The organism is Streptomyces sp. NPDC094143 (assembly GCF_040303825.1).
Lineage (GTDB): Bacteria > Actinomycetota > Actinomycetes > Streptomycetales > Streptomycetaceae > Streptomyces.
The window spans coordinates 265,330-283,280 of sequence record NZ_JBEOTZ010000001.1 but is presented as its reverse complement, the minus strand read 5'-3'; the positions used below and the strand labels follow the sequence as shown (position 1 = coordinate 283,280).

General features: G+C 73.1%; 18 protein-coding genes. 10 read left to right on the top strand and 8 right to left on the bottom strand.

The window, feature by feature from the left end:
* Positions 1 to 13: 13 nt before the first annotated feature.
* On the bottom strand, positions 14 to 655 hold the full coding sequence (locus ABTZ58_RS01255; RefSeq protein ID WP_351349009.1) for a Tat pathway signal sequence domain protein: 642 nt from the start codon (positions 653 to 655) through the stop codon (positions 14 to 16).
* Positions 656 to 1,281: 626 nt separating this feature from the next.
* On the opposite strand from ABTZ58_RS01255, the gene ABTZ58_RS01250 reads away from it, so the two are divergent.
* The 7 genes from ABTZ58_RS01250 to ABTZ58_RS01220 all read left to right on the top strand — a co-directional run bounded on the left by ABTZ58_RS01250 (position 1,282) and on the right by ABTZ58_RS01220 (position 7,920).
* On the top strand, positions 1,282 to 1,953 hold the full coding sequence (locus ABTZ58_RS01250; protein ID WP_351349006.1) for a DUF6230 family protein: 672 nt from the start codon (positions 1,282 to 1,284) through the stop codon (positions 1,951 to 1,953).
* Positions 1,953 to 2,429 carry a DUF6114 domain-containing protein gene (locus ABTZ58_RS01245; RefSeq protein WP_351349003.1) on the top strand — a complete coding sequence of 159 codons (477 nt, stop codon included), beginning with the start codon at positions 1,953 to 1,955 and terminating at the stop codon, positions 2,427 to 2,429. The genes ABTZ58_RS01250 and ABTZ58_RS01245 overlap by 1 nt, the downstream gene beginning before the upstream one ends.
* Before the next feature lie 397 nt (positions 2,430 to 2,826).
* Positions 2,827 to 3,837 (top strand): substrate-binding domain-containing protein, encoded by a 1,011-nt coding sequence (locus ABTZ58_RS01240; RefSeq protein WP_351349000.1) that lies wholly within the window; start codon positions 2,827 to 2,829, stop codon positions 3,835 to 3,837.
* Between the two features lie 191 nt (positions 3,838 to 4,028).
* Positions 4,029 to 6,542 (top strand): sensor histidine kinase, encoded by a 2,514-nt coding sequence (locus tag ABTZ58_RS01235; protein WP_351348997.1) that lies wholly within the window; start codon positions 4,029 to 4,031, stop codon positions 6,540 to 6,542.
* A 14-nt stretch (positions 6,543 to 6,556) separates the two neighbouring features.
* Positions 6,557 to 6,988, top strand: a complete 432-nt coding sequence (locus ABTZ58_RS01230; RefSeq protein WP_010034179.1) for a roadblock/LC7 domain-containing protein — start codon at positions 6,557 to 6,559, stop codon at positions 6,986 to 6,988.
* 1 nt (position 6,989) lies between these two features.
* Positions 6,990 to 7,349, top strand: coding sequence for a DUF742 domain-containing protein (locus tag ABTZ58_RS01225; protein WP_351348994.1), 360 nt, complete (start codon positions 6,990 to 6,992; stop codon positions 7,347 to 7,349).
* Complete coding sequence (locus tag ABTZ58_RS01220) at positions 7,336 to 7,920, top strand: GTP-binding protein (RefSeq protein WP_309096873.1); 585 nt, start codon at positions 7,336 to 7,338, stop codon at positions 7,918 to 7,920. Before ABTZ58_RS01225 ends, ABTZ58_RS01220 begins: the two co-directional genes overlap by 14 nt.
* Before the next feature lie 13 nt (positions 7,921 to 7,933).
* On the opposite strand, the gene ABTZ58_RS01215 is transcribed toward ABTZ58_RS01220, so the two are convergent.
* From ABTZ58_RS01215 to ABTZ58_RS01185, 7 genes are all read right to left on the bottom strand, one after another.
* A complete protein-coding gene (locus ABTZ58_RS01215) occupies positions 7,934 to 8,857 on the bottom strand; it encodes a hypothetical protein (protein ID WP_351348990.1) in 924 nt (307 codons plus the stop codon).
* Between the two features lie 127 nt (positions 8,858 to 8,984).
* Positions 8,985 to 9,941 (bottom strand): ABC transporter substrate-binding protein, encoded by a 957-nt coding sequence (locus tag ABTZ58_RS01210; protein WP_351348987.1) that lies wholly within the window; start codon positions 9,939 to 9,941, stop codon positions 8,985 to 8,987.
* 75 nt (positions 9,942 to 10,016) lie between these two features.
* Positions 10,017 to 10,682, bottom strand: coding sequence for an ABC transporter permease (locus tag ABTZ58_RS01205; protein WP_309096870.1), 666 nt, complete (start codon positions 10,680 to 10,682; stop codon positions 10,017 to 10,019).
* Complete coding sequence (locus tag ABTZ58_RS01200; RefSeq protein ID WP_351348983.1) at positions 10,679 to 11,380, bottom strand: ABC transporter permease; 702 nt, start codon at positions 11,378 to 11,380, stop codon at positions 10,679 to 10,681. The genes ABTZ58_RS01205 and ABTZ58_RS01200 overlap by 4 nt, the downstream gene beginning before the upstream one ends.
* Positions 11,377 to 12,501 carry an ABC transporter ATP-binding protein gene (locus tag ABTZ58_RS01195; RefSeq protein ID WP_351348981.1) on the bottom strand — a complete coding sequence of 375 codons (1,125 nt, stop codon included), beginning with the start codon at positions 12,499 to 12,501 and terminating at the stop codon, positions 11,377 to 11,379. Before ABTZ58_RS01195 ends, ABTZ58_RS01200 begins: the two co-directional genes overlap by 4 nt.
* 81 nt (positions 12,502 to 12,582) lie before the next feature.
* A complete protein-coding gene (locus ABTZ58_RS01190; protein ID WP_351348978.1) occupies positions 12,583 to 14,040 on the bottom strand; it encodes a sensor histidine kinase in 1,458 nt (485 codons plus the stop codon).
* Positions 14,037 to 14,735: a response regulator transcription factor gene (locus tag ABTZ58_RS01185; protein WP_351348975.1), complete on the bottom strand. Its 699-nt coding sequence runs from the start codon at positions 14,733 to 14,735 to the stop codon at positions 14,037 to 14,039. Before ABTZ58_RS01185 ends, ABTZ58_RS01190 begins: the two co-directional genes overlap by 4 nt.
* A gap of 205 nt (positions 14,736 to 14,940) precedes the next feature.
* Here ABTZ58_RS01185 and ABTZ58_RS01180 point away from each other — a divergent pair, with 205 nt between their 5' ends.
* Genes ABTZ58_RS01180 through ABTZ58_RS01170 form a run of 3 tightly spaced genes read left to right on the top strand, consistent with a single transcriptional unit; the run spans position 14,941 to position 17,368 of the window.
* Positions 14,941 to 16,227 carry a ferredoxin reductase family protein gene (locus ABTZ58_RS01180; RefSeq protein ID WP_502995993.1) on the top strand — a complete coding sequence of 429 codons (1,287 nt, stop codon included), beginning with the start codon at positions 14,941 to 14,943 and terminating at the stop codon, positions 16,225 to 16,227.
* Between the two features lie 13 nt (positions 16,228 to 16,240).
* Positions 16,241 to 16,648 (top strand): FMN-binding protein, encoded by a 408-nt coding sequence (locus ABTZ58_RS01175; protein ID WP_351348969.1) that lies wholly within the window; start codon positions 16,241 to 16,243, stop codon positions 16,646 to 16,648.
* Between the two features lie 3 nt (positions 16,649 to 16,651).
* The gene (locus tag ABTZ58_RS01170) at positions 16,652 to 17,368 is read left to right on the top strand and encodes an FAD:protein FMN transferase (RefSeq protein ID WP_351348966.1); all 717 of its coding nucleotides are present in this window, start codon (positions 16,652 to 16,654) and stop codon (positions 17,366 to 17,368) included.
* Positions 17,369 to 17,951 lie beyond the last annotated feature (583 nt).

Here is a 17,951-nt window from a genome sequence, read left to right as displayed (position 1 = left end):
CGGCCGTGTGCCGTCAGTTGACGTTGACCGCGACACCGCCCTTCGTCACCGGGGCGTACTTGGCGGTGAAGAACGCGTTGGCGAAGCACAGCGACGAGCCGGACACCTTGGTGAACTGCTGGTTGCTGAAGGAGATGCTGTGGTCGGCGTTGCTCGCCGTGCCGGTCAGGCCGGGGGCCCGGTAGACGCAGGTGACCGTGCCGAGCAGCGTGCGCAGCTTGACCGTGGACTGGACGGTGGAGCCGGCGGCCGGGGTCACGGAGACGGCGCCGCCGGAGGACACGCTGGTGGAGTAGGGCAGGTTGTCGACGGTGATGCCGCTGACGCCGAGCACGCCGACGACGTTGGTGGTGCAGCTGCCGGCGTCGAAGCTGTGCGAGGTCAGGGACTCGGTGGCGACGCCGGGGGCGGCCGGGTTGCCGGTGACGGTGGCGGCGAACGCCGACTTGGTGCAGGAGATGCCGCTGGTGCCGGTCGCGCTGGAGTAGAAGGTGGCGGCCGTGCCGCTCGCGAGGGACGCGTCGAGCACGTCGCCGACCGCGACGGCCGCGCCGTCGGCGGTGGTCAGGACCGGGGTGTCGGCCGCCGAGGCGGGGGCGGCGAGACCCAGGGCGGCCACGGCGGCGGTGAGGCTGAGGAAGGTGCGCGTACGCATGCGGGTGTACCTCTTTCGTCAGCGGGGGTGAGGAGCCGCTCGGTGCCCGCCGTCGCCCGCCCGTCACGCCTTCTCCGTACGTGACGGGCCGGCAACGGCGGGCCGGGACCGGTCGGAGACGTGCACGGACAGGCCTCCGGCCGGGACCGGGCGGGGGTGGCTGCGGGCACGGCGTCAGCGGAAGCGGCCGTGCCGAGGGAGTGGGGCTCGGGCGAGGGAAAGCCCGTTCTGGATCACCGGGCGGCAAGACGCCCGTACGGAACGGGCGGTCCGGGACGCGCGGACGGTGCCGAGCAGCCGGACCCGGCGCCACGGATCCGGTGGGACGAGCAGAGTTGTAGACCTGGCGGCCCGTCAACGTCAAGGCACACCAAGCAAGTTGTGCGGTGCGTGAGTGTTTCCGGAGTGCGGTGGCTCACCTGCGTCACATGATCGACACTCTTCGTTCACACTTCCCTTGACCGCTCATGTAACCGCCGGTAACTTCCTGTTCGGCTACCGCGGCGCAACGAGAAAGCCCTTGCAACCGCCGGGAGTTGCGGGGAGCCGTGCGCACGCGGTCGGTGTCCGCGCCAGGGCAACGTGCCACCGATGTCCGATCCGCACCGACAGCACCGGGAGCAGAGATGACCGACTCCGCCGAGCACACCTCCGACAGACCGGACGGCTCCGCCGCACCGGACACCGGCGACGCCCCCGCGCGCCGCGGGCGGGTCCGGGCGCGCCGGGCCGCGGTGATGGCGGTTCCGGCCGCCGCGGTCGCCGCGGGCCTCGCGATCCTCACCGCCGAGGGGGCGCTGGGCGTACAGTTCGCCATCTCGGGCATGCCGTTCACGGTCACCGCGACCGAGCTGAACGGCACCGGCTTCGCCCAGTTCGGCGGCCTGGACGAGATGGCCGAGGGCAGCCCGAACGCCGGCGACACCGGCGGCCAGGTGCTGGTCGTCACCTCCGTGATCAAGAACGCCACGCTCACCAAGCTGTGCCAGAGCGTGGACCTGGGCGGCACGAACCTGATCATCCGGGCGGGCGAGGGCGCGCAGAAGGTCACCGCCAGCGATCTGACGACCGACTCGACGCAGCTCTCCGGGGACGCCGCGTTCAACAACATCGAGATCGGCAACGACGCGAGCACCCTCGACAAGGCGGGGCCGAAGGGCCGCGGACCGAAGGGCGTGTTCAGCCAGCAGTCCGACACCGTGCACATCGCCAACCTGCGGCAGACCAACTACGCGACGACCGCGGGTGTGTTCAAGCTGCCCGGGCTCAAGCTCGGCTTCAGCGAGTCGGGTTGCTGATGCCCGGCGGCCCGCGCGGAAAGCTCCGGCCCGCCTTCCGCCGGTGGCGGGCCGGCCGTCCGTTCTGGGGCGGGCTGCTGCTCGCCCTGGGCGGGACGGAGATCCTGCTCACCCTCAGGGCGTCGCTGGACGTCGTCCTGCATGTCGGCATGCAGGGCCTGGCCGGTTATCTGCTCCCCGCCGTGATGCTGCTGTGCGGGGTGCTGATCCTCGCCAACCCCACCCAGCGCCTGTTCTACTCGGTCATCGGGGTGCTGGTCTCGCTGGGCTCCTGGCTGACCTCCAACCTGGGCGGCTTCTTCGTCGGCCTGCTCCTGGGCGTGGTCGGCAGCTGCCTCGCCTTCGGCTGGCTGCCGGACCAAGAGCCGCGTGTCAGCCGCCGGCGGCGCCGGAAGGAAGCCCGGGCGGCTCGTGCGGCCCGGGCCCGGGCCCAGGCGGCGGAGCCCGGTGGCGGTGCGGCCCTGACCTCGGGCTGACCCCGGCCGGTGCCGCCCGGCCGCGTTCCCGGGGGCATCGGCCACTGCCCGGCCGCCGAGGCGGGGACACGCCGGAAGCCGGGACGCGGCTCCGCCCGTGCCAGCCGAACCGCGCGGACGGTACGCAGCGCGGAGGTGAGGGCATCCGCGACGCGGACATCGCGATCCACCGGGCGGTGACGCGCAGGCCGTAGGCGGAACACCCCTGTTCGACGAGTCGGACAGATCATCACGATGCGGCAGCATCAACTCACGGCATGTGGCTGCTCACTTGACGGGGTGTGGTCACACACGGTTGGCTCCGGGCCAGCGAGAGTCATCCGGTCGGTGCACACCCCGCGGCCCGCCTGCGCTCTCCCCCTGCTCCAGCACGGCCGCACAGCGAGGTTCCGCCCCCATGAACACTCCACCCCCGCCGCACACCCCCCGCAGAGCCGCCAGGGCCGCGGCCCTGGCGTCCGCCCTGTGCCTGCTGGTGTCCGGCTGCTCCGTCCTCGACGGTGCCGACGACGCCTCGGACGGGGCCTCGGGGTCGGGGTCCGGCGCGGGGATGAAGGTCGCCCTCGTCACGCACGGCGGCCAGGGCGACGCCTTCTGGGACCTGGTGCGCCGGGGCGCCGAGGCGGCGGCCGCCAAGGACGGCATCGACCTGACGTACGTCAGCGACGCCGACCCCGCGGCGCAGGCCGGCCTGGTGCGCGACGCGGTCCGCGACGAGGTCGACGGCATCGCGGTGACCCTGGCCAAACCGGCGGCGATGCGGGGCCCCATCGCGCAGGCCCGGGCGGCCGGCATACCCGTCGTCGGACTCAACTCCGGCATCGACGCCTGGCGGCCGACCGGCCTGCTGGAGTACTTCGGCCAGGACGAGTCCGTCGCGGGCCGGGCCGTCGGCGACAAGCTGGACGACCTGAAGGCCAAGCACGCCCTGTGCGTGGTGCACGAGCGGGGCAACGTCGCGCTGGAGGCCCGCTGCGCCGGTGTGAAGAAGACCTTCCGCGGCGACACCGACAACCTGTACGTGGACGGCACCGACATGAACGCGGTGACCGCCACGATCGCCGCCCGGCTGCGGCAGGACAGAACCATCGACGAGGTCGTCACCAACGGCGCGCAGTACGCGCTCACCGCGGTCAAGGCCGTACGGCAGGCCGGGAGCAAGGCCGGGGTGGCCACCTTCGACCTCAACAAGGACCTGGTCCGGGCGGTGCGGGACGGCTCGGTGCAGTTCGCCGTCGACCAGCAGCCGTATCTGCAGGGCTACCTCGCGGTGGACGCCCTGTGGCTGTACCGGACCAACGGCAACGTCAGCGGCGGCGGGGCGGCTCCGGTGCTCACCGGGCCCGCCTTCGTGACCAGGGAGAACGTGTCCGCCGTGGCGCGGTTCGCCGCCGCCGGGACCCGGTGACCGGCCCCTTGCCGTGACGGTCTCGCCAAAGATTCGGTCAGGCCCGGCCCGTACGTCCACTTGTGCGGATAACATCCTGCGCATCCCATGTGCCGCGCCCGGCACACCCCCACCTCCGCGCCCGTCCCCCGCCCTCCCCGACCGCTCCGCCTCCCCCTCCCTCGCCCCCCGCTGATCGCCCTAGGACGACGATGTCTCGACGGACAGGTGCCCGGCGCCGTCTCGGTTCCATACGCCTCTCCCTGGTGCTGCTGGCCCTGGTGCCGGGCGTCACCCTCGCCGCCATGTGGGGCGTGACGACGATCCAGATGTTCTCGGAGGGGCTGCGGCTGCGCGACCAGACCGAGCTGAGCCGGTCGACCGGTGCCATGGGCACCGACACGACGCTCGCCCTGCAGCGCGAGCGCAGCCTGTCGGCCGCCTGGCTGGCCTCGCCGCACGGCTCCCGGGCCGCCCTGGACGCGCAGCGCGAGGAGACGGACCAGGCGGTCGCGAAGCTGGTCGGGCAGGCGCACGCGATCGAGGAGGCGCCCTCCCGCATCTCGGACCGGCTCTACTCGGTGCTCGGCTCGGTGGGCAGCCTGGAGTACTACCGGGACCAGGTCGACAACCCCACGGACATCACCCCGCAGCAGGCGCTCGACCAGTACTCCTCGATCATCGACGACCAGATCCACGCCTTCCAGGAGCTGTCCCAGGTCGACGACGGCGACCTCACCTCGCAGGCCGGTCCGCTCGTGGCGCTGGAGCACACGGCGGAGCTGGTCTCCCGGGAGGACGCGCAGCTGACGCTGGCGTGGCCGTCGGGGCATCTGGACGACGCGGCCTGGACGCAGTTCGCGGAGCTGGTGAACACCCGGCGCTGGCTGGTGCAGGACCAGGTCGTGCCGCAGCTGACCGGCGAGGCCAAGGCGCAGACCGAGCGGATCCTGGCGGGCCCCGAGTGGCAGACCCTGCAGTCGATCGAGGACCGGGTGCTGGCGGCCCGGAACTCCGGTTCCGCGCCCGACCGGATCGCCCTGCCGGACTCCCGGAAGCGGTGGAACGCCGCCATGGACAAGCTGTCCGAGCAGTACGCGGGCCTCATCCGGCAGCAGACGACGGAGCTGCTGGAACGCAGTGCCGACAAGGCGGACGCCCTGCTGCTCAAGGCGGCGCTGCTGAGCGCCGGCGGGCTGCTCGCGCTGCTGGTGTGCGTGGTCATGTCCTGGCGGATCACCCGCTCGCTGTCCCGGCGGCTGCGCGGGCTGCGCCGGGCCGCCGTGAGCCTCGCGCAGGAGCGGCTGCCGGACGTGGTGGCGCGGCTGGAGCGGGGCGAGACGGTCGACCCGGCGTCGGCGACGCCCGAGCTGGACTACGGCCACGACGAACTGGGCCAGGTGGCGCAGGCGTTCAACACCGCCCAGCGCACGGCCGTGCACACGGCGGTCGAACTCGCCGACACCCGGCGCGGTTTCCAGAAGGTCATCCTCGGCATCGCCCGGCAGAGCCAGAACCTGGTCAACCTCCAGCTGAGCAAGCTGGACACGCTGGAACGCGAGCACACCGACCCGGACATCCTCAAGGGCCTGTACGAACTGGACTCCACGGCCAGCCAGTTGCGCCGCTACGAGGAGAACCTGGTCATCGTCAGCGGCGAACGGCCGGGCCGCAGCTGGAGCGAGCCGGTGGCGCTGATCGACATCCTGCGCAGCGCGATCGGGGAGGTCGCCGAGTACCAGCGCGTGGAGGTGCACACCGAGGAGGAGGTGTACGTCGCCCCGCCCGCGGTGGCCGACGTCATCCACCTGCTGGCCGAGCTCATCGACAACGCGACCGCCTACTCGCCCGCGCCGAGCCCCGTCACCGTACGGGCCGCGATGGTGGCCAAGGGGCTGGCCGTCGAGGTGGAGGACCGGGGCCTCGGCATGTCGGAGGAGGACTACGCGTCCTTCAACGAACAGCTGGCCCTGCCCCCGCAGTTCGACGTGGTGGCGCTCGCCGACGACCTGCGGCTCGGCATGTTCGTGATCGCCCAGCTGGCCCACCGGCACGGGATCGCCGTCACCCTGCGCGCCTCGCCGTACGGCGGGACCACGGCCATCGTGCTGGTCCCGCACGAGATCGTGGTGCGGGATGCTCCGGACGGCGGGGTACCGGAGCCGCCGGGCGCCGAGGACGGGGCCGGGACGAAGGGCCGTGTGGACGGCGCCGCCCACACTCCGGAGGACGGGCGGATGCCGGCAGACGCAACCACGGTGGCGAACGGCCGTGCTCCCGCGCGGGCCGGGACCGACGGGACCGCGCGGGACAGGGGGACGCCCGAGGGCACCGGGTCGTCCGCGAGCGCCGGAGGCGCCCGGTCCGGGGGGACCTCCCCGAAAGAGCCCCGCCCGCTCGTCGCCGCCCGCACCGCGGCCGCCGCCCCCGCGCCCAGGTCCGCCGCCCGCGAGGTCATCCCCCGCCGGGACGGCCTCGCCCCGCTGCCCCGCCGGGTGCCGCAGACCAGCCTCGTGGAGGAGCTGCGCGAGGAGCCCTCCGGCGAGGACGTCTCCCTCGACGAGTTCACCGCGGAGGCCGCCGCCTCCTCCCTGGCCGGTTTCCAGCGCGGCACGCTCCGCGCCCGCGACGACGACGCCGAGCGGCCGGACCGCGAGGAGGCGGCCGCACCACCCCGGCAGGCCGCCGCCGATGCCCTCCCCTCGACCCCGCCCGCCGACCGCTGACGAAGGACACCGCAATGACACGCCCCATCCCCGCCACGCACACCCAGCTCGACCAGCTGCTGACCGGACTCGTGGAGCGGGTCGCCGACGTGAACCAGGCCGTGGTGCTCTCCGAGGACGGCCTGGTGGTCAGCAAGTCCACCGGATTCCTGCGCGACGACGCCGAGCGGCTCGCGGCGACCGCGTCCGGTCTGATGAGCCTCAGCAAGGGCGTCAGCATGGACTTCCGCGGTGGTCCGGTGCGCCAGGCGCTCATCGAGATGGCCAACAGCTACCTGATCCTGACCTCCGCCGGACCCGGCGCGCACCTGGTCGTGCTGACCGGGCCGGGCGCGGACGTCGGGGTGGTCGCGTACCAGATGAACATGCTGGTGAAGAAGATCGGCGAGCACCTCAGCGCGGCCCCGCGGGGCGTGGCCGGACCCGTCGTCGACCCCGGCGTGTGAGGTGGGCGGAGGCGATACGGCGGGCCGGCTCGTACGGCCGTTCGCCCTGACCGGGGGGCGGACGCGGCCCAGCTGCGCCGACTTCACGCTCATCGCGACGGTCACCGCGGTCGATCCGCCCCCGGCCAACGCGGCCCGGCCGCAGCCCGAGCACACCCGGATCCTGCGGATGTGCGCCGAGCCGGTCGCCGTGGCGGAGCTGGCCGCCCGGCTCGACCTGCCGGTGAGCGTGGTCGCCATCCTGCTGTGCGACCTGCTGGAGGCGGGCCGGATCACCGTCCGCCCGCCGCGCCCCGTCTCCCGTATCTCTCCGGACCTGGACCTGCTGCAGAAAGTGAGGGACGGCCTTGGCCGGCTCTGACCTTGCCACCGACGCGTCCTCGGCACCCGACACGGTCAAGATCCTCATCGCCGGGGGCTTCGGCGTGGGCAAGACCACCATGGTCGGGTCGGTCAGCGAGATCGTCCCGCTGCGCACCGAGGAACCCCTGACCATGGCCGGTCTGGACGTCGACGACCTCGACGGCATCGAGGAGAAGCGGGCCACGACCGTGGCCCTGGACTTCGGCCGCATCACCATCAGCCGGGACCTGGTGCTGTACCTGTTCGGTACGCCGGGGCAGCAGCGGTTCTGGTTCATGTGGAACGACCTGGCCCTCGGCGCGCTGGGCGCCGTGGTCCTGGTGGACGTCCGCAGACCCGAGTCGAGCTTCGCCGCGATCGACTTCTTCGAGCGCCGGGGCATCCCGTTCGTCGTGGGCGTCAACGGCTTCTACGGTGAACACCCGTATCCGGCCGAGGACATCCGCGAGGCGCTCGCGGTGCCGGAGCACGTGCAGGTGCTGTTGTGCGACGCGCGGGACCGGGAGTCGTCCCGGGACGTGCTGATCGCGCTGATCGACCAGCTGATCGCGTCGGCGGTGCAGGCCTGAGGCCGGGGGCGGATCAGTTCGGGACGGGTGCGGCGCCCGGCCACTCGGTGTACGGCACGGGCCGGCCGGTGAAGGCGTCCAGGACGACCCGGTCGCCGACCGGCCGCCGCAGCTCCACCGTCACCCGCTCGCCGCGCAGTTCGGTGGTGCAGGGGCCGTCGTGGACGCCCCGCACGGCCGCGGACAGCACGACGCTGCCGTCCGTCTCGTGCGCCGTCACGACGGGGCCGTCGTCGCAGGAGCCGTGGTGGGCCACGACGGTGACGGACCGTCCGTGCGCGGCGATGCCGGTCAGGCCGCCGAGCGGCGCCAGCACGCTCGCGTCCACGTCCTGCCCCAGCGGCCCGATCGGCGAGGCGGGCACCTCGGACGGGTGCACCGCGGCGCGGGCGAGGGGGCGGTCGTAGCCCTCCAGCGTGAACAGCCAGGCGGGGACGGTCGCCGGGCCCCGGCCGGTGGCCACGGTCATCCCGCCCAGCCGCGCCCCGGTCACGGTCAGGCGCGGCCCGGGGCCGTCGGCCCGGTCCAGGTCCCGGTAGGCCTGCTCGGCGCTCAGGAGCGGCACGGTGAGCGAGTGCCCGCCCGGCCAGGTCACCCGGCCGCCGCGGGCGGGTGCGGCGGGGAGTGTCCCGCGCAGGCCGAAGTTCCCGATCTCGTAGGCGCGCCGGTCGGCGTCGTCGCGGAGGAGGCCGGGCCCGGGCAGCCGGACGGCCGGCGCCACGGGGTGGTAGCCCTCGCGCCACCGCGCGGCGGCCCGGGAGCCGTCCCAGGCGTCGGCGACCTGCCGGGCGCGGTCCGAGGGACGCGGGGCGGTGCCGTCCGTCGGGGCCGGTTCCGTGCCGCCGGCGTCGGTCGTGCCGCATCCCACGGTGGCGACGGCCGCGGACAGGACCAGGGCGAGGAGCAGGCGGACGGTGCGGGGCATGGCGGTACGCATGACGCTCTCCCAGGGGTTCGCGGTGACCGGGGACGGTGGCCGTCCCTGTGACGCCCCGCCCCCGGGCCGCGTTCGTTCCCGCCGGGATCCGTCCGCCGCCGTTGTCGCATCGTGACGGGCGGCCGGCTCAGACCAGGCCCGCCGACTTCAGCCACGCCCTGGCGACGTCCAGCGGGTCCTTCTTCTCCAGTTGCACCTGAGCGTCCAGCTCCAGCAGCGTCTTGGTGTCCAGCTCGGCGGAGACGGCGTTCAGGGCGTCCACGCCCTCCTTGGACAAGGCGTCCCTGCGCACCAGCGGGGTCACGTTGGCGAACCCGAAGAGGTTCTCCGGGTCCTTCAGGACGACGAACTTCTCCTTCACGATGGTCGGGTCCGTGGTGAAGATGTCCGCGGCCTGGACGGTGTTCCGGGTCAGCGCCGCCTGGGTCAGCGGGCCGCCCGCGTCGAGCGCCTTGAAGGACTTGAACTCCAGGCCGTACACCGACTTCAGGCCCTCCAGGCCCTGGTGCCGGGTCTGGAACTCGGGCGAACCGCCGATCACCAGCTCCGGCGCGGCGTCCTTGAGGTCGGCGAGGGTGGAGGAGGTCGTCAGCTTGTACTTCTTCGCGGTCTGCGCGTTGACGGTGACCGAGTCCTTGTCCTCGGCGGGCGAGGACTCCAGCAGCGTCAGCTTCTTGTCGAGCTTGGCCTTCACCGCCTCGTTCACGGCCTCGGCGGACTTCTGCTCCGCCTTGGGGTCCAGGTAGGCGAGCAGGGAGCCGTTGTACTCCGGCAGCACGGTGACGGAGCCGTTCTTCATCAGGCCGTAGGTCGTCTCGCGGCTGCCGATGTTGTGCTTGTACGTGACCTTGATGCCCTTGGCCTTGAGCGCCTCGCCGTAGAGGTCGGCGAGCAGGGTGCTCTCGGCGAAGTTGTTGGAGCCGACGACGACGGTGCCCGCCTCCGCCTTCTCACCCGCCAGGGGGTCGTCGGAGGTGTCGCCGGACGAACAGCCCGCGAGCAGCGCCGCGGCGGCGGAGAGCGCGACGGCCGCCGCCCCGGTGTGTCTCGTCCTGGACCAGCTGTTCTTCGCGGTAGAAGTCATCCACCGATCCAATCCAGCCGCTTTGTGATCAGTCAAGGGCGGCCTTGTTACGGTTCCTGACGGATCGTCACATGATCACCGTCTGCGCACTCCCGGTGACACGGCCAGGCGGCCCGCCGCCCAGAACACCGCCAGCGTGACGAGCGCCAGGACGGCCACCAGCGTGGCGCCGCCGACGACCTTCTCGTAGTCGCGCTGGTAGAGGCCGTCGACGATGTACCGGCCGAGCCCGCCGAGGCTCACGTACGCGGCGATGGTGGCCGTGGAGACGATCTGGATGGCCGCCGAGCGCAGGCCGCTGAGGATCAGCGGCAGGGCTACGGGCAGTTCGACCTGGAAGAGGATCCGCGACTCGCGCATGCCCATGCCGCGGGCGGCGTCCACCGGGGACGGGTCGACGGAGCGGACCGCCTCGTAGGTCGTCACCAGGATCGGCGGGACGGCGAGGATGACCAGCGGGATCATCACGGGCAGCAGGCCGAACCCCATCATGATGACGATGAGCACCAGCAGGCCGAAGCTGGGCAGCGCGCGGGCGGCGGTGGCGAGGAAGGCGAGGGCGTTGCCGCCCCGCCCGGTGTGCCCGGTCAGCAGCCCGACCGGCAGGCCGATCGCGGCGGCCAGGGCCAGCGCCAGCAGCGAGTACCGGACGTGTTCCAGCAGGCGTTGCGGGATGCCGTCGTAGCCGTGCCAGTGGGCGCTGTCGCTGAAGAAGGCGTGGACGAAGTTGAGTACGTTCACCGGATCACGTCCTCGGGCACGGGCCGCTGCCGCCCGGCCGTCCTCGGGTGGCCGCCCCGGGGCATCCACGGGGTCAGCGCGAGGCGGAGCACAACCAGCAGGGCGTCGCACAGGATCGCCAGGGCGGCCGTGGTGAGCACGGAGTTCACCGCCAGTTCGGGCCGGTCGTACTTCTGCGCGGCGGCGAGCAGGTTGCCGAGGGCGCCCTGGTTGCCGATCAGGGCGCCGACGCTGACCAGGGAGATGCTGGAGACGGTGGCGACCCGCAGCCCGGCGACGATGGCGGGCACGGCGATGGGCAACTGCACCTGGACGTAACGGCGTACGGGCCCGAAGCCCATGGCGGTGGCGGCGGCCAGGGTCTCCTGCGGCACGGAGCGCACCCCGTCGACGATGGCCGGGACGAGCACCACGAGGCTGTACACGGCCAGCGGGATCATCACGGTCAGCTCGGTCTGGCCGGTGTAGTCGATGAGGACGACGAAGAAGGCCAGGGACGGCACCGCGTAGAGGACGGTGGTGGCCCCGAGCACGGGCGGGTACAGCCAGCGGAAGCGGACGCACAGCTGGGCGAGCGGCAACGCGAGCAGCAGGCCGGCCAGGACCGGCAGCAGGGCCTCGCGCAGGTGCAGTCCGATCAGGCCGGGCCAGCTGTGCTGGAGGTCGCTGGGGATGTCGAAGAAGCGGTCGAGGTTCACGAGGCGACCCTGGCCTCGTCGGCCCGGTCGGCGGCGTGGGCGCCGCGGATGGCCTCGGCGATGGCCGCCTGCGAGACCACCCCGGTCACCCGCCCGGTGCCGTCCACGGCGACGGCGTGGCCGGACGGGGACAGCACGGCGCTGTCGAGGGCGGTCCGCAGCGAGTCGGTGCCCGGCGTGAACGGCCGTCCGTGCGGGAGGAGTTCGGCGGGCCGGATCGCGCCGGCCGTCAGGGTGTGCGGCTCGCCCCAGCCGAGCGGCCGGCCGTCGGCGTCGGTCACCAGCAGCCAGGGGGCGCCGGGGGCGGCGATCTGCTCGGCGGTGGCGTCGAGCGGGATCACCGGGCCGGTCGTGGGCGCGAGTCCGGCGGAGGGGAAGAACGACAGCCGCCGGATGCCGCGGTCGGCGCCGAGGAAGTCCTCGACGAAGGCGTCGGCGGGGGCGGACAGCAGGTCGGCGGGCGGTGCGTACTGGGCGAGCCGGCCGCCCTCGCGCAGCACGGCGACCATGCTGCCGAGCTTGATGGCCTCGTCGATGTCGTGGGTGACGAAGACGATGGTCTTGCCCAGCTCGTCCTGGATGCGCAGCAGTTCGTCCTGGAGTCCCTTGCGGACCACCGGGTCGACCGCCGAGAACGGCTCGTCCATGAGCAGCACCGGCGGGTCGGCGGCGAGCGCCCGGGCCACACCGACGCGCTGCTGCTGGCCGCCGGACAGCTGGTACGGGTACCGCTTGGCGAGCGCGGCGTCCAGGCCCACCCGCTCCATCAGTTCGGCCGCGCGGGCGCGGGCCTTCCGCTTGCCCCAGCCGAGCATGCGGGGCACGGTCGCGATGTTGTCGAGGATCGTGCGGTGCTGGAAGAGGCCGGCGTTCTGGATGACGTAACCCATCGACCGGCGCAGGGTGGTGACGGGCCGGCGCTGGATGTCCTCACCGTCGAGCAGGATCGTTCCCTCGCTGGGTTCGACCATCCGGTTGATCATCCGCAGGGTGGTCGTCTTGCCGCAGCCCGACGGTCCCACGAGGACGGTGATCGAGCGGTCGGGTATCTCCAGCGAGAGCCGGTCGACCGCCACCGTGCCGTCCGGGTACCGCTTGGTGACTGATTCCATCCGTATCAAGACGCCGGGGCCCTTCGGGTTGGCGGAGACTTCTGGCCATGGTCGTACGGGATGTTGCCGGTCGAGTCTAAAGGGCCCGGGTCAGCGGCCCGCGGGGCCCGCGCCGCCGAGCGGCAGGGACACGGTGAACACCGTCGCTCCGGGTGTGCTGTCCAGCTCGATCCGGCCACCGTGCGCCCGGATCAGGGACCGGGCCACCGCCAGGCCCAGTCCGCTGCCGCCGCGGTCGCGGCTGCGGGCCTTGTCGACGCGGTAGAAGCGGTCGAAGACCCGGGCCCGGTCGTCGGGCGGAATGCCGGGACCGGTGTCGGCGACCCGCACCTCGGCGGTGCCGGGCATGACGCGCACCTCGACGGAGACCTTCGTTCCGGCGGGGGTGTGCACGGCGGCGTTGGTGAGGAGGTTGTCGACGACCTGGCGGATGCGCAGCGGGTCCATGCGCAGCCGCACCGGGCCGGGGCCCGCGAGCACGGTCAGCGGGTGATCGGGGTGGCCCGCGCGGAAGGCGTCGGCGGCCTGGCCGACCAGTTCCGTCAGATCGGCGTCCTGCGGCCGCAGCGGTGTCTCCACCTCGGCCGCGTCGAGCCGGGCGAGCAGCAGCAGGTCGTCGAGGAGCACCCCCATCCGGGCGGCCTCGGCGCGCAGCCGGGCCAGATGCCGGTCGCGTTCGGCGGGGGCGTTGGCGGCGGCGTACTGGAAGAGGTCGGCGTAGCCGCGCACCGACATCAGCGGGGTGCGCAGTTCGTGCGAGGCGTCGGCGACGAACCGGCGCAGCCGCTGCTCGGCCTCGGCGCGCACGGCGAGGGAGTCGTCGATGTGCTCCAGCATGGTGTTGAAGGCGGTCCGCAGCTCGTCCACCTCCGGCCCGCCGTCCCGGCCGTCGGCGCGCAGCGGCAGCCGGGCCGCCGACTCGGTCAGGTCGTGCGAGGCGATGCCGTGGGCGGTGGTCGCCATGTCGCTGAGCGGTTTCAGGCCCCGGCGCAGCATGCGCCGGCCGAAGACGACCAGGGCGAGCAGCGCGAGCGCGAAGGTGACGACCTGGATGGTGATCAGCTGCCCGACGGTGTCCTGGATCTCGTCCATGGGCGCGGCGCTGACCAGGACCACGCCGGGCTCGACCTCGCAGGCGCGCAGCCGGTAGGTGCCCGCGCCCCTGAGGTGCTCGGTGCGCAGCAGCTCGGTGTGCGCGGCGGACTGCGCCGAGGCCAGCGCGGTGAAGTCGTCGACGTCCTTCGGCAGGTCGGCCGGGTCCTCGGGCCGGCGCAGCGCGGGCCTGCCCTCGCGCACGTCGTACACGGCGTAGAACCAGCTGTAGTACTTCTTGCCCGAGAGCGTGCCGTAGTCGGCGATGCTCTTGGACTGGGCGATCTGGGCCTGGGCGAGCTGGGTGTCGAGCTGGGCCGACAGGTAGTCGCGCATGTAGGTGGTCAGGGCGGTGCCGACCACGGCGAACACCACCAGCGACAGGGCGCCGAGGCCCAGGGCCAGCCGGGTGCCCAGGCGCATCCCGCGGTAGGCCCGCCGCAGTCGGGCGATCACTCGGCGGCCTGTCGCAGCACGTACCCGAAGCCGCGCACGGTGTGGATCAGCTCCGGGGCGCCCTCGCCGGCCTCGTCGAGCTTGCGGCGGAGCCTGCTGACGACCAGCTCCACGACGTTGGAGCGGCCGCCGAAGCCGTACTCCCACACGTGGTCGAGGATCTGCGCCTTGGTGAGCACGGTGGGCGACTTGCGCATGAGGTAGCGCAGCACCTCGTACTCGGTCGGGGTCAGCGACAGCAGCCGCTCGCCGCGCCGCACCTCGCGGGTGTCCTCGTCCATGGTGAGGTCGCCGACCCGGAGCACGGACCGCTGGAAGGACGGGCCGGCGCTGCGCCGCAGCACGGTCCGCAGCCGGGCCATCAGCTCCTCCACGGCGAACGGCTTGACCAGGTAGTCGTCGCCGCCCCGGGTGAGGCCGGCGACCCGGTCGGCGACGCCGTCGCGCGCGGTCAGGAACACCACCGGCACCATCGTGCCGGTGGCGCGCAGCCGGTCCAGGACGCCGAAGCCGTCCACGCCGGGCAGCATCAGGTCGAGCACCACGATGTCCGGGTGGAACTCGGCGGCCCGCCGCAGCGCGTCCTCGCCGGTGTACGCGGTGACCGCCTCCCAGCCCTCGTATCGGGCGACGGTCGCGACGAGGTCGGCGATGGGCGGGTCGTCGTCGACGACGAGAAGTCGTACTTTCTCCACGCCCTCATAGTGCTGCACGGGTCCCGTGCCACCCCAGCCGCCCGCCCTCCCGGGGCGGGATCGATAAACACTTGAAAGTTGAGCGACAGCTTCCCGACAGCTCCCCGGCGCCAAGCTCGAATCCCAGGATCCGATCAAGGAGCTGCCGACCGTGACGACCCTCCGACAACCTCCCGTGGCGGCCCGCCCCGGTGTGCGGCCGAAAGTGGTGGGCCGCACCGCCCTGTACGCGGTGCTGCTCGCCAACGCGGCCGTGGTGACCGTCTTCTTCGTCCAGGCCGGTTTCGCCTCGAACGCGCTGATCGTGCTGGGCCGGCTGACCGGGTTGTACGCGGCGCTGCTGATGGCGTTCCAGCTGCTGCTGGTGGCGCGGCTGCCGTGGTTCGACCGGCGGATCGGCATGGACCGGCTGACGTCCTGGCACCGCTGGAACGGCTTCACGGTGCTGTGGCTGCTGCTGGCGCACCTGGTGTTCATCGTCCTCGGGTACGCCGGGGCCTCCTCCCTGGACCCGCTGAACCAGCTGGTGGACCTCGCCGAGACGGTCGAGGGCGTGCTGCGGGCGATCGTCGCGCTGGCGATCATCATCGTGGTCGGGGCCGTCTCTGCCCGTTCCGCCCGGCGGCGGCTGGCGTACGAGACCTGGCACTTCATCCACCTGTACACCTATGTGGCGGTGGTGCTGGCGTTCACGCACCAGGTCGCGGCCGGGACGACGTTCACCGCCTCGCCGGCGGCGACGGCGTACTGGTACGCCGTGTGGGGCGCGGCCCTCGCCTCGGTGTGCGCCGGCCGGCTGGTGCTGCCGGTGTGGCGGAACCTGCGCCACCGGCTGCGGGTGACGGCCGTCGTCCCCGAGAACGACGACGTGGTCTCGGTCTACATCACCGGCCGCGACCTGGACCGGCTGCCGGCGCGGGCCGGGCAGTTCTTCCTGTGGCGGTTCCTGACGAAGGACCGCTGGTGGCAGGCGAACCCGTTCTCGTTGTCCGCCGCGCCCGACGGCCGTACGCTGCGGCTGACCGTCAAGCGGGCGGGCGGCGGCAGCGCGGCACTGCGGCATCTGAAGATCGGCACCCGCGTCTTCGCCGAGGGCCCTTACGGCGCCTTCACCGCCCTGCACCGCACCCGGCCCGACGCCGTGCTCATCGCGGGCGGCGTCGGTGTCACGCCGATCCGCGCCCTGCTGGAGGAACTGCACGGCCACGCGGTCGTGATCTACCGGGTCGCCACCGACCGGGACGCCGTCCTCCACGACGAGCTGCGCGACCTCGCGCTGGCCCGGGGCGCCGAACTGCACCTGGTGACGGGCCCGCCGGTGCCCGACCGGCTGGCGCCCGGCGAGCTGGCGCGGCTGGTGCCCGACCTCGCCGAGCGGGACGTCTACCTGTGCGGCCCGCCGCCGATGATGAACGCCGTGCTCGGCAGCCTGCGCGAGCTGGGCGTGCCCCGGCCGCAGATCCACTTCGAACGCTTCAGCCTGGCCGGATGACGAGGAGACTGTCGTGAAGCGAGCCCTGCCCGTCCTCGTCCTCAGCGTCGCGGGTCTGATCCCCGTCTGGCGCTACGCGCCCTCGCAGGACACCACCTCCACCACCGAGGCCGCGGCTCCGGCGCCCTCCGTCTCGTCGTCCGCGGGGCCCGGCGGTACGACGTCCACGGTCGTCGCGGGATCCGCGATCGACACCGAGAAGGGCCCGGTGCAGGTCGAGGTCACCTTCGAGGGGGACCGGATCTCCTCGGTGCGGATGCTGCGGCAGCCGGACCACCCGCAGACCACCGCCGCCGTGCCGAAGCTGATCGAGGAGACGCTGCGGGCGCAGAGCGCCGACATCGACACGGTCTCCGGCGCCACCGTCACCAGCGACGGCTACAAGGAGTCGCTCCAGGCCGCCCTCGACGCGAAGGGCTGAGGGATGCGGCGCGTGGAGCACGTCATGGGTTTCCCGGTCTCGGTACGGATCGACGACGAGGACTTCCCCGAGCAGCCGGTGGACGAGCTGTTCGCGTGGCTGCGGGAGGCGGACGCACGGTTCAGCCCGTTCCGCCCGGACAGCGAGGTGTCGCGGCTGGACCGGGGCGAGACGGCCGGGCCCGGCCCGGAGCTGCGCGAGATCCTGGACCTGTGCGAGGAGTACCGGGTCGCCACCGGAGGCGCCTTCGACGTGCGTCCGCCCGGCGGGAGGCTTGATCCCTGCGCCGTGGTGAAGGGCTGGTCGGTGCAGCGGGGAGCGGAGCTGCTGTCGGCGGCCGGGGCGCGGCGCTTCTGTCTCAACGCGGGCGGTGACGTGGTCGCCGCCGGCGGCCCCTGGCGCGTGGGCGTCCGCCACCCCGAGCAGGCCGGCCGGCTGTGCGCGGTCCTGGACCTCACGGACCGCGCCGTCGCCACGTCCGCCCGCTACGAACGCGGCGACCACATCCTCGACGCCCGCACGGGCCGCCCGGCCACCGGCCTGCTCAGCATGACGGTGGTGGCCCCGACGCTGACCGAGGCGGACACGGTGGCCACGGCGGCCTTCGCCCTCGGCGCGGAGGGCGTCCTCTGGGCGGCGTCCCGGCCGGGCTGCGAGGTGTTCGCGGTGGACGCGGGGAGAAGGGTGTTGCGCAGCGAGGGGTTCCCGGTGGCGGTGTAGGGGCCAGGCGGACACATGTCACGGGGGCCGCGGGGACCGGCCGGGCTCCCCCGGCCTGCCGTGTCGTTCGCCCGCCTGTCTCCCTTCCCGTCCCGGACGCCGCGGCGTCACGCCGACCGGGAGCGTCTCGGCCGCCCCCGCCCTGTGTCCGGCCGCCCGGTTCGCCCGCCCCGCCCTCGCCCTGCTGCACCGCGAGATGCCACACCGCGAGGTGCTGTGAGCTCCGCCCGGGATCAGCCGCCCGGTGGGCCTCCAGGAAAGCGGCCGGCGGCACGAAGAACAGGCTGCCGGTGACCGCCCGGGAGTAGTCCAGCAGGGCGTGCGCGTCCGGCGGCAGGGGGAGCGCGTGCGTGCCGGTGACGGGCAGCGGATCGCGCGGGTTGCCGAACTCGTCGTACGTCACCCCGGCCGCCCGGGCCGGCCGGCCGGGCTGGAGTCCGGTGCGGGCCCGGGCCTCGGCGAAGGCGTCGAAGATCCGCTCGTACGACCGCCCGTCCGGGTCCCCGTGGGCGTCGGCCAGCGGTGGCTGCCCCTGGATCGAGGCGCCCCGGGAAATCAGCGCCACCGGCGAAATCGCACCCCT